We start from the raw sequence: 14,159 nt of genomic DNA, 5'->3' as shown, positions 1-14,159 counted from the left end.
GGCTCAGGACAGAATAATGAAACGGACAAAAATCATAAATCACGCATCGTTCCGCAAAAGCTGGAACGCACGCCATTTGACGCCGGTCGCACTGGCAGTTACCGCTGTGTTTATGCTTGCCGGTTGCGAACAAAATGACGAAACAGTCTCCATGTATCAAAACGCGGATGACTGCTCACAAGCCAATCCAGGCAAAAGTGCCGAATGTACAACCGCGTTTAATAACGCGCTGAAAGAAGCAGAACGCACTGCTCCTAAATATGCATCGCGCGAAGAATGTATCGCTGAGTTTGGCGAAGGCCAATGTCAGCAGGCTCCAGCTCAAGCGAGCATGGCGGGTGAGCAAGCTCAGGCACAGCCGCAGCAAAGCGGCAGTTTCTGGATGCCGTTAATGGCAGGTTATATGATGGGTCGCCTGATGGGCGGCGGTGCAGGCTTTGCACAGCAACCTCTGTTCACCTCCAAAAACCCGGCAAGTCCGGCTTACGGCAAATATGCTGATGCCAGCGGCAAGAGCTATGGTGCAGCAACGCCAGGCCGCACCGCGACCGTCCCTAAAACAGCGATGGCACCAAAACCTGCGACCACCAGCACAGTGACTCGTGGCGGTTTTGGTGACTCCGTAGCGAAACAATCGACGATGCAACGCAGCAGCAGCGCAACAGGTTCTTCTCGCTCCATGGGTGGCTAAGAAATTATGGAAAGAATTGCGATTACTGAGCGCCCGGACTGGCGCGAGAAAGCCACAGAATACGGTTTCAACTTCCACACCATGTATGGCGAGCCGTACTGGTGTGAAGACGCTTATTACCAGCTGACGCTTCCACAGGTTGAACGCCTGGAAGAAGTAACTGCTGAACTGCATCAAATGTGTCTGAAGGTTGTCGAAAAAGTCGTGAGTAGTGATGAGCTGCTGGCTAAATTCCGCATCCCTAAACACACCTGGGAGTTTGTGCGCCAGTCATGGCGTACCCAGCAGCCATCACTTTACTCGCGTCTTGATATCGCGTGGGATGGCGTGGGCGAACCTAAACTTCTGGAAAATAACGCCGATACGCCAACCTCTTTGTATGAAGCGGCATTCTTCCAGTGGATCTGGCTTGAAGATCAGGTTCAGGCTGGGAATCTCCCGGCGGGAAGCGATCAGTTCAACAGCCTGCAAGAAAAGCTGATCGAGCGTTTTGCTGAGTTAAAACAACAGCACGGCTTTAATCTGGTGCATTTTGCCTGCTGCCAGGACACCGTAGAAGATCGCGGCACCGTCCAGTATTTGCAAGACTGCGCAGCCGAAGCAGAAGTGGCGAGCGAATTCGTCTACATGGAAGACATCGGTTTAGGCGAGAAAGGCCAGTTCACGGATTTGCAGGATCAGGTTATCAGTAACCTGTTCAAGCTCTATCCGTGGGAATTCATGCTGCGTGAAATGTTCTCCACCAAACTCGAAGATGCTGGCGTTCGCTGGCTGGAACCTGCCTGGAAGAGCATTATCTCCAACAAAGCATTACTGCCAATGCTGTGGGAAATGTTCCCGGACCATCCCAACTTGCTGCCTGCTTATTTCGCCGAAGATAACTATCCACAGATGGATAAGTATGTCGTGAAGCCTATCTTCTCTCGCGAAGGTGCAAATGTGAAGATCATCGAAAACGGCGAAGAAATTGCCCGTGTCGATGGCCCATACGGCGAAGAAGGCATGATCGTCCAGCAGTTCTATCAGTTGCCTAAATTCGGCGATAGTTATGTGCTGATCGGAAGCTGGCTCATCAACGATCAACCGGCGGGGATCGGCATTCGTGAAGATCGAGAATTAATCACTCAGGATCTATCACGTTTCTATCCGCATGTGTTTGTAGAGTAATAAATTAAAGGCGCGAAATTCGCGCCTTTAGCTAACCGATCTGAACTGAAAGCATACTTAACGATCCCATCTCAATACCGTCTGTCGGCAGCGTAATCGGCTCTTTGCCATCCCACGCCCCCAGGACATACAACAACGGCAAGTAATGATCGGCTGTTGGGTTTGATAACGAGCCGCCTTCATGCTGGAGATAGTTCACCAACGGGTGTTCAGCGACTGGCCCAAGCCATGTGAGATTATCTTTCACGTACTGGTTAAACGACTCAGCCCAGGGATACGGCGTATTTTCACCGTGCCAGCGTGCAGTGCGCAGGTTATGAACCACGTTGCCACTGGCAATCAGCATAATGCCCTGATCGCGCAGCGTCGCCAGCTTGCGGCCTATTTCAAAATGCCATGCGGCTGGTTTCGTGCTGTCGATACTGAGCTGCACCATGGGAATATCAGCATTCGGGTACATCTTAATAAGCACGCCCCAGGAGCCATGGTCAAATCCCCAGGCTTCTTTATCCTGCATTACCGGAACAGGAGCCAGTAAGTCGACTAACTGCTGGGCAATCTCAGGCGAACCGGGTGCCGGATAATGAGTATCGTAGAGAGCCTGCGGGAAACCACCGAAATCATGGATGGTTTTTGGCGTTTCCATTGCCGTAACACCCGTGCCTTTAGTGAACCAGTGCGCAGATACCACCACAATTGCTTTCGGGCGCGGTAAGGTCTCTCCCAAATGGCGCCATGCCTGGGTATATTGGTTATCTTCCAGCACGTTCATTGGGCTACCGTGTCCGAGGAACAGCGCAGGCATTCGTTGAATTGTCATGGTGGTGTCCTTTAATCAGGTCATTCAGTTTATGAAAACTACAGTACGCGTTTTTGCGTTATGAAGAACTCAGATAAGCATGATGAAGATCTTCAGGAAATTTGAATGTAAGCGATGTGTAAAGCTTCTCAACTGGCTCTCGATTTTTATCACGTCGCCCATTAATATGAATGAGAATCATTATCAAAAGGAGTGGTAAATGTCAGTACCCTTGATCCTGACCCTATTAGCCGGGGGAGCCACTTTCATTGGCGCTTTTCTTGGCGTGCTTGGCCAGAAGCCATCAAACCGTGTGCTGGCATTTTCCCTCGGTTTTGCAGCCGGCATTATGCTGCTTATCTCGTTGATGGAGATGCTGCCTGCCGCGCTTCGCACCGAAGGAATGTCGCCTGTGTTGGGCTACGGTATGTTCATGGTGGGTCTGTTGGGCTATTTCGCCCTTGACCGCGCCCTGCCCCATGCACATCCGCAAGATTTAATGGACAGCAAACCGCAGCCTCGCAATTTGCGTCGCACGGCGCTGTTGCTGACACTCGGCATTAGTTTGCATAACTTCCCGGAAGGCGTTGCAACTTTCGTGACGGCCAGCAGCAATCTGGAATTAGGAATGGGGATAGCACTTGCCGTAGCGTTGCATAACATTCCTGAAGGTTTAGCCGTTGCAGGCCCGGTTTACGCGGCTACCGGCTCGAAACGAAAAGCTATTTTTTGGGCGGGGATTTCAGGACTTGCCGAAATCCTGGGTGGTGTGCTGGCCTGGTTGATTTTAGGCCCGATGGTTTCGCCGGTTCTTATGGCTGCCATTATGGCCGCCGTGGCAGGTATTATGGTTGCGCTGTCGGTGGATGAACTGATGCCGCTTGCTAAAGAAATAGACCCGCACAACAACCCGAGTTATGGCGTACTTTGCGGTATGGCAGTGATGGGGTTTAGCCTGACGTTATTGCAAACCAATGGGATTGGTTGAAAAAAAGCCCGGTGTAGAAACCGGGCTTTTTGCTTTTTAGCTTAACTTTCTTAGATAAATGTTAGCTGGCTTTGCGTTCATGAGCCTGACGGTATTCCACCAGGTCTTCAATCGTCACCACAGCCATGTTGTGCTCACGGGCAAAGGTGATGCACTCAGGTGCACGCGCCATAGTGCCGTCGTCGTTGGTCAGTTCGCACAGCACACCGGCAGGTTTGAAGCCAGCAAGCGTCACTAAATCGATAGTCGCTTCAGTGTGGCCACCGCGAGTTAACACGCCACCAGGCTGAGCACGCAGCGGGAATACGTGTCCCGGGCGGTTCAGGTCGCTTGGTTTTGCGCCATCAGCAATGGCGGCACGAACAGTGGTAATACGGTCTGCGGCAGAAACACCGGTAGTCACACCGGTTGCAGCTTCGATAGTCACAGTAAACCCGGTGCCATAGGCACTGGTGTTGTTCTCAACCATCATTGGCAATTCGAGTTGTTTACGGCGTTCTTCAGTCAGGCACAGGCAAACAATACCGCTACCGTGGCGAATGGTCAGAGCCATTTGCTCAACGGTCATGGTTTCCGCAGGGAAAATCATGTCGCCTTCGTTCTCGCGATCTTCATCGTCAAGAACCATAACCCCGCGGCCTTCACGTAGTGCTTCAAGAGCGTGTTCTACGCGCTGTGTAGGGGTGCCAAATGCAGAAAGGAGCGTCTGATTCATGGTAAAAAAACCTCATTAAAATTATGGTTACCAGAATCAGGGCAGTCTTAGGAGCTATAAAAATAACGTGAGCAGGCTTAAAAGCTTGAGCTTAGTCGTTACTCTCTCCCATCCGGACTATAACCGTCGGCTCCGGAATTACACCGGATCTGCTGACCTCCAGATTGCTCTGGAGCGCTCGCGGGCTTTCAGCGTTCGCTGATTTACCGCCGGTGGGGAGTTACACCCCGCCCTGAGAATAAGCAGACTTACTATAACGCCGATGATTTTCTCTGGCAACGCCAAACCTTAGAACATTTCGGGTTTCTAAGGAGGCTCGCAGGCATTACAATTAATGCTAATACCGTAAGACAATCCCGTAAGATTATGGAAGCCGCTATGATTGACCCGAAAAAAATTGAACAGATAGCTCGCCAGGTCCACGAGTCAATGCCGAAAGGGATTCGTGAATTCGGGGATGATGTCGAGAAGAAAGTTCGCCAGGTTTTACAGTCACAGTTAACGCGTCTGGACCTGGTTAGCCGTGAAGAATTTGATGTGCAGACGCAAGTGCTACTGCGCACTCGCGAAAAACTGGCATTACTGGAACAGCGTTTGAGCGAACTGGAAAGCCGTAGCGTTCAGGCTCCGGATGTCGCACCGCCAACAGAACCGCAGATGTAAAAAACGCCCCGGCTGGGGCGTTTTACTTTGCGTGGTAGAGACTCAATTTCGTGGCTTACGCCTCGTGGCTCTGAATCTTTTTAATGATGTTGGTGGTTGAACAACCATCTTCAAAGTTCAGCACCATCACCTCACCACCGTTAGCCCAGACTTCTTTACTCCCGGCGATATCATCCGGTTTGTAATCGCCACCTTTGACCAGCAAATCAGGCAACACTTCGCCGATTAAACGCTGCGGTGTGTCTTCTTCAAACAATACGACCCAATCCACGGCTTCCAACGCACCTAGCACGATCATACGTTGATCCTGCGGGTTCACTGGGCGAGTTTCGCCTTTCAGACGTCGGGTAGAAGCATCGCTGTTGACCGCAACAATCAGTCGGTCGCCAAGCTTGCGAGCATTTGCCAGATAAGAAACGTGACCCGCGTGAAGAATGTCAAACACGCCGTTGGTCATCACGACTTTCTCACCGCGTTTACGTGCATTCGCCACAGCGACTTTCAGCTCCGCTTCGGTCATTACACCAAAACCTGAATCGGCACGCCCACGCACTGCGTTTTCCAGCTCAATCGGGGAAACCGTAGAAGTCCCCAGTTTGCCAACGACTACGCCTGCTGCCGCATTTGCAAAGAAACACGCTTCTTCGAGTGAATTACCCGCGGCAAGCGTTGCCGCCAACACGCCAATCACGGTATCACCCGCACCGGTCACATCGTAAACTTCCTGGGCCTGAGTCGGCAGATGGAACGGCTTGATACCTGGCTGCAATAACGTCATACCGTGTTCAGAACGCGTGATCAGCAGAGCAGAAAGATCGTACTCAGCAATCAGCTTCATACCACGCTCCACCAGCTCTTCGTCGCTCTTACACTTGCCGACGACCGCTTCAAATTCAGAGAGATTTGGTGTCAGCAGCGTTGCGCCGCGATAACGATTGAAATCAGTTCCTTTCGGGTCAATCAGCACAGGAACGTTTGCCGCACGCGCAAGGCAAATCATTTGCTGCACGCTTGCTAATGCGCCTTTTGCGTAGTCAGAAAGCACCAGCGCACCAATGTGCGGCAGCGCCTGGCTGATACGTTCGTGCAGTGGCTCCGGGTCAACGCCCTCAAAACCCTCTTCGAAGTCGAGGCGAATCAGTTGCTGGTTGCGGGAAAGTACACGCAGTTTGGTGATTGTCGGATGAGTCGGCACAGAGACGAAATCGCATTTAACGTTGACACCCGCCAGCGTTTGGCTGAGCGCACGTGCTGCATCGTCGATGCCCGTCAGGCCCACCAGGCGCGAATTGGCCCCCAAAGAAGCAATGTTCATCGCCACGTTGGCTGCACCACCTGGACGTTCTTCAATGGTATCGACTTTCACGACCGGTACCGGCGCTTCCGGGGAAATGCGGCTTGTAGGGCCATACCAGTAGCGATCCAGCATCACATCACCAACTACCATGACGCCTGCACGGCTGTATTCGGGCAGCGTTACTTTCATTCCTGACTCTCCAGAGAGGGATAAAATTTTGTCGCGGATAATATCACAATTAATCTTATGCGCGTGTTTGCGGCTCACTGAGCCACGTGTGCCAGCTTCTCAGAACCTGTTCGCGTTCCTGAGTGAAAGTCTCCATGGCCACGTTTCCTGGTAGCTCCTGCAACGCAAGGTGGTGAAGCTCATCGCGTAGCGTGACATAAGCATGCGTCAGCGCTTTCGCTTCGTCATCACTCATGATGTCGTTTTGCGCCATTAATTCCAGAATGCGCACATTATCAGACCAGCGTGTCAGTTTTGGGGCCAGTGCCGCATAACGTAACACCAGATATTGGGTGATAAATTCGATATCAGTAATCCCGCCTTCATCGGCTTTAATATCAAAGCGTTCACGGGTTTTCCCGCCCAGATGCGCACGCATTTTTTCGCGCATTTCCCGCACTTCGGTCTGGAGTTTTTCGCCTTCGCGTGGAACACATAAAATCTTGCGGCGAATGGCATCAAATTCCTGTTTCAGTTGCGGATCGCCATACACGATACGCGCCCGCACCAGGGCCTGATGCTCCCAGGTCCAGGCTTCATTTTGTTGGTAATCAGCGAAGGCTTCAGCGGTAGTCACCAGCATGCCCGCCGCACCAGACGGGCGCAAACGCGCGTCGACTTCATACAAAATGCCCGATGAGGTTCGTGTGCTGAACAGGTGCATGATGCGTTGCGCGAGGCGCAAATAGAACTGGCGGCCGTCAATTTCGCGTTCGCCATCTGTCATTACATCTGACGGGCAATCGTGCAGGAATACTAAATCCAGATCGGAACTGTAACCCAGTTCCCAGCCGCCAAGTTTGCCGTAGCCGACAACAGCGAATCCGCGCCCTTCACGGTTCTGTAGATGTTTTGGCTGGCCGTAACGCCCAACCATCTGCACCCACGCTTGTTGCACAACGGCATCAATCATGGCTTCCGCAAGCCAGGTCAAATGGTCGCTGACTTTCATCACTGGCAAGGTGCCGGTGATATCGGCGGCAGCGACGCGCAGCAACTGCGCCTGCTTGAACTGGCGCAAGGCTTCGAGCTGCTGTTCTTCATCGTCATCAGGCACGCGCAGCAAATACTGCCGCAGCTCGTCGCGATAGGCGTCGGTGGCGGTAGGTTGGTACAGCGTGTTCGGGTCGAGCAGTTCGTCGAGCAGCAACGGGTAACGCGCTAACTGACTGGCAATCATCGGCGAGGCGGCGCACAGCGTAATCAGGTGTTTCAGCGCCCCAGGGTATTCCGTCAGCAGCTCAAGATAAGTGGTTCGCGTTACAATGCCGAGCAGCAGCGGCGTTAGGCGTGATAACGGCAATGGAGCATCGCTGCGCGAACAGGCTTCGCAGAGCAGACGCGGCATCAGTTGATCCAGAACCTGGCGGCCACGCGGGCCAATGGTGCGCTTATCGGTATCCTGGCGGAAATCACTCACCAGGCGTAACACTTCGGCACGCGCATCTGGCGTTAAATGCTCAAGTACGGGCGTACTGGCATCTGCATCCAGCGCGTCCTGCCACAGCTCGCGCCACGCTTCAGCGAGTTTATCCTCGCCCGGTTCCGGCTCATCGTCGCCAATCAAGTCGTTAAATACCTGACGCACCGCGCTCATGTGGCCTTGCAGTGTTTCTTGCAATTCATCCCAGGTCTGCGCGTTCATGCCCCACGCCAGCCGCGCACGGTTCAGATCATCGCCCGGCAATGTTTGAGTCTGTTCGTCATTGATGCTTTGCAGTAAGTTCTCGAGGCGACGCAGATACAAATACGCCTCTTTCATTTTGGCCGCATCGCCTTCCGGCAACAGGTGCAATTGTTGGATCGCTTCCAGCGTGGGTAGCAAAGAACGAGATTGCAACGACGGCTCTCGCCCACCGCGAATCAACTGGAATACCTGGACGATAAACTCGGTTTCACGAATGCCGCCCGCGCCAAGTTTGATGTTGTCGGTCAGCCCTCTGCGACGGACTTCGCGGGCAATCATCCCTTTCATATTACGCAGCGACTGAATGACGCTGAAATCGATGTAGCGACGGAAAATAAAAGGCCGCAGCATGTTGCGCAGCTCCTGGCTCCAGACGTCGTCGCTATCGCCCATAATACGGGCTTTGACCATCGCGTAGCGTTCCCAGTCGCGGCCTTGCTCCTGGTAATAATCTTCCAGTGCGGCATAGCTCACCACCAACGGGCCACTGTCACCAAACGGGCGCAGGCGCATGTCAACGCGATAGACAAAGCCGTCTTGCGTGGGTTGGTCGAGAACTTTAATCAGCCGTTGGCCGAGGCGGGTAAAGAACTGCGCGTTATCGAGTTCACGCCGCCCACCTTGTGTGGAGCCGTTTTCAGGCCAGGAAAAAATCAGGTCAATATCAGAGGAGAAGTTCAGCTCGCCGCCGCCCAGCTTGCCCATCCCGAGGATCATGAGTGGTTGCGCCACCCCGGCCTGGTTACAAGGCGTGCCAAACTCGCGGCAGCATGCGGCATACAGCCAGTCACGAGCAGCAATAATCAGCGTTTCCGCTAACACACTCAGTTGCTTCAGCGAGCTTTCTGTCGGGAGTTGTTGTAGAGCCTGCGCCCAGGCAATTCTCACCATCATGCGGCGACGGAACAGGCGCAGTGCGGCCATTAGCGCGGGTTCGCTATCGACCCCCTGTAACTCTTGTTGCAACCAGGCCGCATAGTTCTGCCATTCGTCGGCCAGCGGAGGTGATTGCTCAATCTCCACTATCCATGCGGGGTGAGCCGCCATGCTGTCACAAACAAAGTCACTAAACGCCAGCACAGCCTGAGCTTCAGGGCTGAGTGTCTGGCGGTCAATCTCGTGTGGCAGACGCGCCAGCGCCGCCTGCAAATGCTGCTGTAATAGTGGCGCTTGCGACATCATGGTCGTATCCCTAAGAAACGATGGTGACTATTTACCGCTATGCAGCCAGAACGGAGCCTGCGAAATAGCTTCATTACGGTAATGTTCGATTTCAACTTGTTGGCGAGTGGCAATGGCGTGACGCAGCCCTTGCCAGTTATCAAGCCATGGTTGAGTTTTCGCGTCGTCATAGACGCCCGCCAGCAAGCGGATAGAGCCGGTTTCACGCGCCAGGCGTGGTAACTGATCGGCGTAGCTATCGCCCAACGGACGCTGGAAAGTTTCTTTCAGTTCTGCGGCGTGGCGCGAAAGATGAGTATCCGCAAAACGCTTAAACGAACCCGCCAGTTTAACGTTGGCTTTTTCGTCAGTAAATTTCTGCCATTGGCGTCCAACGAGCCATTCGGTCAGAGCCAGTTTGGCCTGGCTACTTTCGGCGCTGAATGCCAGTTCAGGCGCTTTGAGATCGGTCGCCAGCATAGTTTCGTAAGTGGCCGCCAGCTCACGCAATTGTGTGCTCGCCTTGCGCGGGATAACGCCGCCAAACAATGCCAGGGCATGACGCACAAGGCCAACCGCTTCCAGAACCTGAGCTTTCGCTTTGCCGTTGCCGCGCAGCCACAACTCTTCGTGATATTGCCAGTGAGAAAGAACCAGTTCGAGTGAGCCTTTCAGCCCCTGTTCTACCGTCGCTTTTGGTGCAACACGCAGGACGGTTAACGGTTTGATTTCACGCTCGGCATTACCGTGTACCAGGTGATACCCGCGCGCAGCTTTGCTCAGGCTACCCTGGCGCAGACCCGGCTGCGCAACCAGTTGTTTAGCAAAATCCAGAACATCCGCGGTTTCACCTTCCAGCAGCTCAAGCTCCAGCTCACATAAAGGCTCAACCTGTTCACCCGCTTTTACTTCACCTAAATCCAGTGCCAGTTCGATACGGCTTTTACCGTGCGTAACGACCCATTTTTCACGGGCAAAATCAGTGCTGAATAAAGGATTAAGCTGTGACTGTATTTCGTCCGGGGAAATACCTTCCGGCCAGACCTCTGCCGGGAACTGCGCGAGTGCCAGTTCCGGTGATGTCAGCTCAACGTTGTATTCCGGGCGTTGATGCAGCCCGCCAATGACACGGCCAGCAATTTTCATCGTCATTTCATAGCGGCCATTATCTCCGCGAATGCGCAGCCCCATATCGTGACGACGCAGCAGATTGTCCGCCGTTTCATAATAGATGTTGAGCAACTGGCGAGGTTCGCTGTGCTGGCTTTCGAGTGCGTTTAAGGTGTTACGAAGAGAATCCAGGGCAACGGGATTCACAATAAATTTGAGTTCGATTTCTTGGGTCATCGTCTTTTTACTTTTAGTTGGGTCACATCGGGCGAAAGCCCGGAGAACTTAATCGTATGATGGTTGTCAGTAGATAATATTTTTCGCCAAATTACCATGAGTGGCGCGTATTTTGACGGGCCATTTGCCGCGAGTAGTTGGTCAAATTCACACCAGGATGATTCCCATTCAGGTTTACGGATTGCGCCGTCAGACTGATGCCACTACTATCGTTCCACTATTTATGACAATAACGACGAAATCATGCACAAATTCCGCCTAATTTGCCTTACTTTGCTCTCTCTTAGCGTTTCTGTTGTGGCTCATGCCGATGAAAAACGTTACGTATCTGATGAATTAAATACCTGGGTGCGTAGTGGTCCTGGGGATAATTATCGCTTGCTTGGCACCGTCAATGCGGGTGAAGAAGTGACTCTGCTTTCCAGTAATGAAGAAACCAAATACGGCCAGGTTCGCGATGCGAATGGTCGCACTTCCTGGATCCCACTGGCGCAACTTAGCACCACACCAAGCCTGCGCACTCGTGTGCCTGACCTTGAAAACCAGGTCAAAACGCTGACTGACAAACTCACGAATATTGATACCACCTGGAATCAGCGTACTGCGGATATGCAGCAAAAAGTGGCGCAAAGCGACAGCGTGATTGCCGGTCTGAAAGAAGAAAATCAACAGCTTAAAAATCAGTTGATCGTGGCGAAGAAAAAAGTGGATGCCGCCAACGTACAGCTCGATGACAAACAACGCGCCATTATTATGCAATGGTTCATGTACGGCGGCGGTGTCGCTGGTTTCGGTCTACTGCTCGGCCTGTTGTTGCCACACATGATCCCAAGCCGTAAGAAGAAAGACCGCTGGATGAACTAATCTTCAACCCTGTATCCTACACTTAGATATTATCGTAATTGGATGCAGGGGCATTAAAGCGTGAAGATTTATCTGGTCGGTGGTGCAGTGCGTGATGGGTTGTTGAACATACCGGTCAAAGATAAAGATTGGGTCGTGGTTGGAGCAACACCGCAAGAAATGCTGGATGCAGGCTACCAGCAGGTTGGGAAAGAATTCCCGGTGTTTCTTCACCCTCAATCGCGTGAAGAATATGCGTTAGCGCGTACCGAGCGTAAATCAGGCCAGGGATACACAGGTTTTACCTGTTATGCCGCGCCTGATGTCACGCTTGAGCAAGACTTGCTGCGCCGCGATTTGACCATCAACGCGATTGCCCAGGACGAACACGGCGAGTATATCGACCCGTACAACGGGCGAGCAGATATCGAAAAACGCCAGCTGCGTCATGTTTCCCCTGCTTTCAATGAAGATCCGTTGCGCGTGTTACGCGTCGCGCGATTTGCTGCACGTTACGCCCATCTTAATTTCCAGATTGCCCCGGAAACCCAGGCACTGATGTCCTCAATGGCCGCCAATGGCGAACTTGAGCACCTCACACCAGAACGCGTCTGGAAAGAGACGGAAAATGCGCTCACCAGCCGTAACCCTCAGGTTTATTTCGATGTGCTGCGCAAATGTGGCGCACTGAAAGTGTTGTTCCCGGAAATCGACGCGCTGTTTGGCGTCCCTGCGCCAGAAAAATGGCATCCGGAAATTGACACGGGCATTCATGTATTGATGACGCTGTCGATTGCCGCGCAGCTTAGCCCGGAAGTTGACGTGCGCTTTGCCACGTTATGCCATGACCTCGGTAAAGGTTTAACGCCCAAAGAGTTCTGGCCGCGCCATCACGGGCATGGCCCAGCGGGTGTGAAACTTGTCGAGCAATTGTGCCAGCGTATGCGCGTGCCCAATGAAATCCGCGACCTTGCCAAACTGGTTGCCGAGTATCACGACCTCATCCACACGATTTCCATTTTGCAGCCGAAAACTATCGTCAAATTGTTCGATGCTATCGACGCATGGCGTAAACCCCATCGCGTTGAGCAAGTCGCATTAACCAGCGAGGCTGACGCGCGTGGGCGCACCGGTTTTGAAGCCAGCGATTACCCTCAGGGCAGATTACTGCGAGCAGCGTGGGTTGCAGCGAAAAGTGTGACCAATAAAGAAGTGCTCGATGATGGGTTCAGCGGCCCGGCGATTCGCACTGAGCTGAATCGCCGCCGTATAGCCGCTGTTGAAGCATGGAAAAAAGAAGCAGGGCTGACAACCCCTGCGGCTAGCTGATTGCCGATGGTTGGCGCATTTTCAGGCCAACCCCCATCAACACTAAATACCCAGCGCAAGGCAGTAAAAAACTTAACCGTAAGCCGATGACGTCTACCATCCAGCCTTGCAGGAACGGCAATATTGCACCGCCAATTCCTGCCATAATCAGAAAAGCAGAAGCGAGGCTGGTTTTATCGCCCAGATTGCGCACGCTCTGGGCGAAAATCACCGGGTACATCAGCGAATTCATTAAACCCACCAGCAGTAAACACACGCCTCCCCACAGGTTTGCGAACCCTATAGCAGCGATCACCAGGATGCCTGCCATGACGGTCGCAATACGGAATGCGCAGATAGCATTCACGCGATGCGCAACCAGGCCGTACAACATTCTCCCGGCAAGCGAACCGCCCCAGTAAATTGCAATCAGCGAAGTCGCCTGTTGCAAATCGAGGCTCCCGAGCGACTTATCGCTGAGATAACTCAGGGCGGTCGTCCCAATCGCTACCTCCACGCCAACATAGGTGCCAATCGCCAGCAACCCCATCACAAAGTGAGACTCGCCGAATAACGCACTGGTGCGCTGGCTCAATCGCTGCATCTGTAACTGACGAAAATCAGGCAGATGGCGGGTATACAACACGACAATTAATCCACATGTCAGAGCGGCAAGCCCCAGGAAAAGCCAGCGTACTGGCTCCTGATGCGCACTCAGACTTACCGGGAAGATGACCAACAGGCTTGCCACCAGCAGCGGTGCAACCGTGGTACCCGTGGAGTTAATCGCCGAGGCCAGACTCAACCGCCCCGCCGCCGTTTCTGGCGGCCCTAACCGCGTGACGTAGGGATTCGCCACCACCTGCATTGCTGCGACCCCCATAGCCAGGATGAATATCGCCGCCAGTACCAGCGAAAACGTCACCAGCCACATCGCCAGCGCCATCAGCAAACAACCCAGAGCGGCAAACCCCACGGCCAGTATCAACGTCATTTTGTAACCCAGACGCGCCATGAGTGCCGAGCAAGGCAAACACGCCACGAAGGGAGCCAGATAGAACGCCACGTTGACCAGCATTGCATCACGGTAGGTCAGTGAAAAGTAGTGATAGAAAAACGGGATCAATACACTGTTGATGCTGGTCAGGCAGCCCCAAAGGAAAAAGGCACACGCCAGAACGGCCAACGGCTGGCGGTGGCTTTGTGATGCATCCGGGAAGGGAGTGGTTAGGGTCATTTCAACATCGTCCGTTAAAAAACAGTCC

At 53.2% G+C, this 14,159-nt stretch carries 12 protein-coding genes and 1 riboswitch; of the genes, 6 read left to right on the top strand and 6 right to left on the bottom strand.

What is annotated here, in order from left to right; translation table 11 throughout:
* Positions 1-16 precede the first annotated feature (16 nt).
* Positions 17-691: a DUF1190 family protein gene (locus AC0IWZ_RS02260; RefSeq protein WP_471678230.1), complete on the top strand. Its 675-nt coding sequence runs from the start codon at positions 17-19 to the stop codon at positions 689-691.
* Between the two features lie 6 nt (positions 692-697).
* The gene (locus AC0IWZ_RS02255; RefSeq protein ID WP_034493231.1) at positions 698-1,858 is read left to right on the top strand and encodes a glutathionylspermidine synthase family protein; all 1,161 of its coding nucleotides are present in this window, start codon (positions 698-700) and stop codon (positions 1,856-1,858) included.
* A 31-nt stretch (positions 1,859-1,889) separates the two neighbouring features.
* Here the strand turns inward: AC0IWZ_RS02255 and ygiD are convergent, their stop codons facing one another.
* Positions 1,890-2,678 carry a 4,5-DOPA-extradiol-dioxygenase gene (ygiD, locus tag AC0IWZ_RS02250; RefSeq protein WP_471678231.1) on the bottom strand — a complete coding sequence of 263 codons (789 nt, stop codon included), beginning with the start codon at positions 2,676-2,678 and terminating at the stop codon, positions 1,890-1,892.
* A 199-nt stretch (positions 2,679-2,877) separates the two neighbouring features.
* On the opposite strand from ygiD, the gene zupT reads away from it, so the two are divergent.
* Positions 2,878-3,645, top strand: a complete 768-nt coding sequence (gene zupT / locus AC0IWZ_RS02245; RefSeq protein ID WP_471678232.1) for a zinc transporter ZupT — start codon at positions 2,878-2,880, stop codon at positions 3,643-3,645.
* 61 nt (positions 3,646-3,706) lie between these two features.
* On the opposite strand, the gene ribB is transcribed toward zupT, so the two are convergent.
* A complete protein-coding gene (gene ribB / locus AC0IWZ_RS02240; RefSeq protein WP_034493224.1) occupies positions 3,707-4,360 on the bottom strand; it encodes a 3,4-dihydroxy-2-butanone-4-phosphate synthase in 654 nt (217 codons plus the stop codon).
* 96 nt (positions 4,361-4,456) lie between these two features.
* Positions 4,457-4,604, bottom strand: a riboswitch (FMN riboswitch).
* Between the two features lie 134 nt (positions 4,605-4,738).
* On the opposite strand from ribB, the gene ubiK reads away from it, so the two are divergent.
* Positions 4,739-5,023, top strand: a complete 285-nt coding sequence (ubiK, locus tag AC0IWZ_RS02235) for a ubiquinone biosynthesis accessory factor UbiK (protein WP_034493223.1) — start codon at positions 4,739-4,741, stop codon at positions 5,021-5,023.
* Positions 5,024-5,078: 55 nt separating this feature from the next.
* Here the strand turns inward: ubiK and hldE are convergent, their stop codons facing one another.
* Genes hldE through AC0IWZ_RS02220 form a run of 3 tightly spaced genes read right to left on the bottom strand, consistent with a single transcriptional unit; the run spans position 5,079 to position 10,743 of the window.
* Positions 5,079-6,509, bottom strand: a complete 1,431-nt coding sequence (hldE, locus tag AC0IWZ_RS02230; RefSeq protein WP_034493221.1) for a bifunctional D-glycero-beta-D-manno-heptose-7-phosphate kinase/D-glycero-beta-D-manno-heptose 1-phosphate adenylyltransferase HldE — start codon at positions 6,507-6,509, stop codon at positions 5,079-5,081.
* Between the two features lie 55 nt (positions 6,510-6,564).
* A complete protein-coding gene (gene glnE / locus AC0IWZ_RS02225) occupies positions 6,565-9,414 on the bottom strand; it encodes a bifunctional [glutamate--ammonia ligase]-adenylyl-L-tyrosine phosphorylase/[glutamate--ammonia-ligase] adenylyltransferase (protein ID WP_471679098.1) in 2,850 nt (949 codons plus the stop codon).
* A 30-nt stretch (positions 9,415-9,444) separates the two neighbouring features.
* Positions 9,445-10,743, bottom strand: a complete 1,299-nt coding sequence (locus tag AC0IWZ_RS02220; RefSeq protein WP_471678233.1) for a CYTH domain-containing protein — start codon at positions 10,741-10,743, stop codon at positions 9,445-9,447.
* 243 nt (positions 10,744-10,986) lie between these two features.
* Here AC0IWZ_RS02220 and AC0IWZ_RS02215 point away from each other — a divergent pair, with 243 nt between their 5' ends.
* Together AC0IWZ_RS02215 and AC0IWZ_RS02210 are read left to right on the top strand one after the other, a co-directional pair.
* Entirely contained in the window at positions 10,987-11,607 is a 621-nt protein-coding gene (locus AC0IWZ_RS02215; RefSeq protein ID WP_115630971.1) for a TIGR04211 family SH3 domain-containing protein, read from the top strand.
* Between the two features lie 60 nt (positions 11,608-11,667).
* Complete coding sequence (locus tag AC0IWZ_RS02210) at positions 11,668-12,915, top strand: multifunctional CCA addition/repair protein (protein WP_471678234.1); 1,248 nt, start codon at positions 11,668-11,670, stop codon at positions 12,913-12,915.
* Here AC0IWZ_RS02210 and AC0IWZ_RS02205 read toward each other — a convergent pair.
* Positions 12,908-14,131, bottom strand: coding sequence for an MFS transporter (locus tag AC0IWZ_RS02205; RefSeq protein WP_471678235.1), 1,224 nt, complete (start codon positions 14,129-14,131; stop codon positions 12,908-12,910). The two genes, AC0IWZ_RS02210 and AC0IWZ_RS02205, sit on opposite strands and share 8 nt — an antisense overlap.
* Between the last annotated feature and the right edge of the window lie 28 nt (positions 14,132-14,159).

The organism is Buttiauxella sp. AC142 (assembly GCF_979253435.1).
The sequence above is the reverse complement of the archived record's forward strand: the minus strand, read 5'-3'. Positions and strand labels throughout refer to the sequence as shown.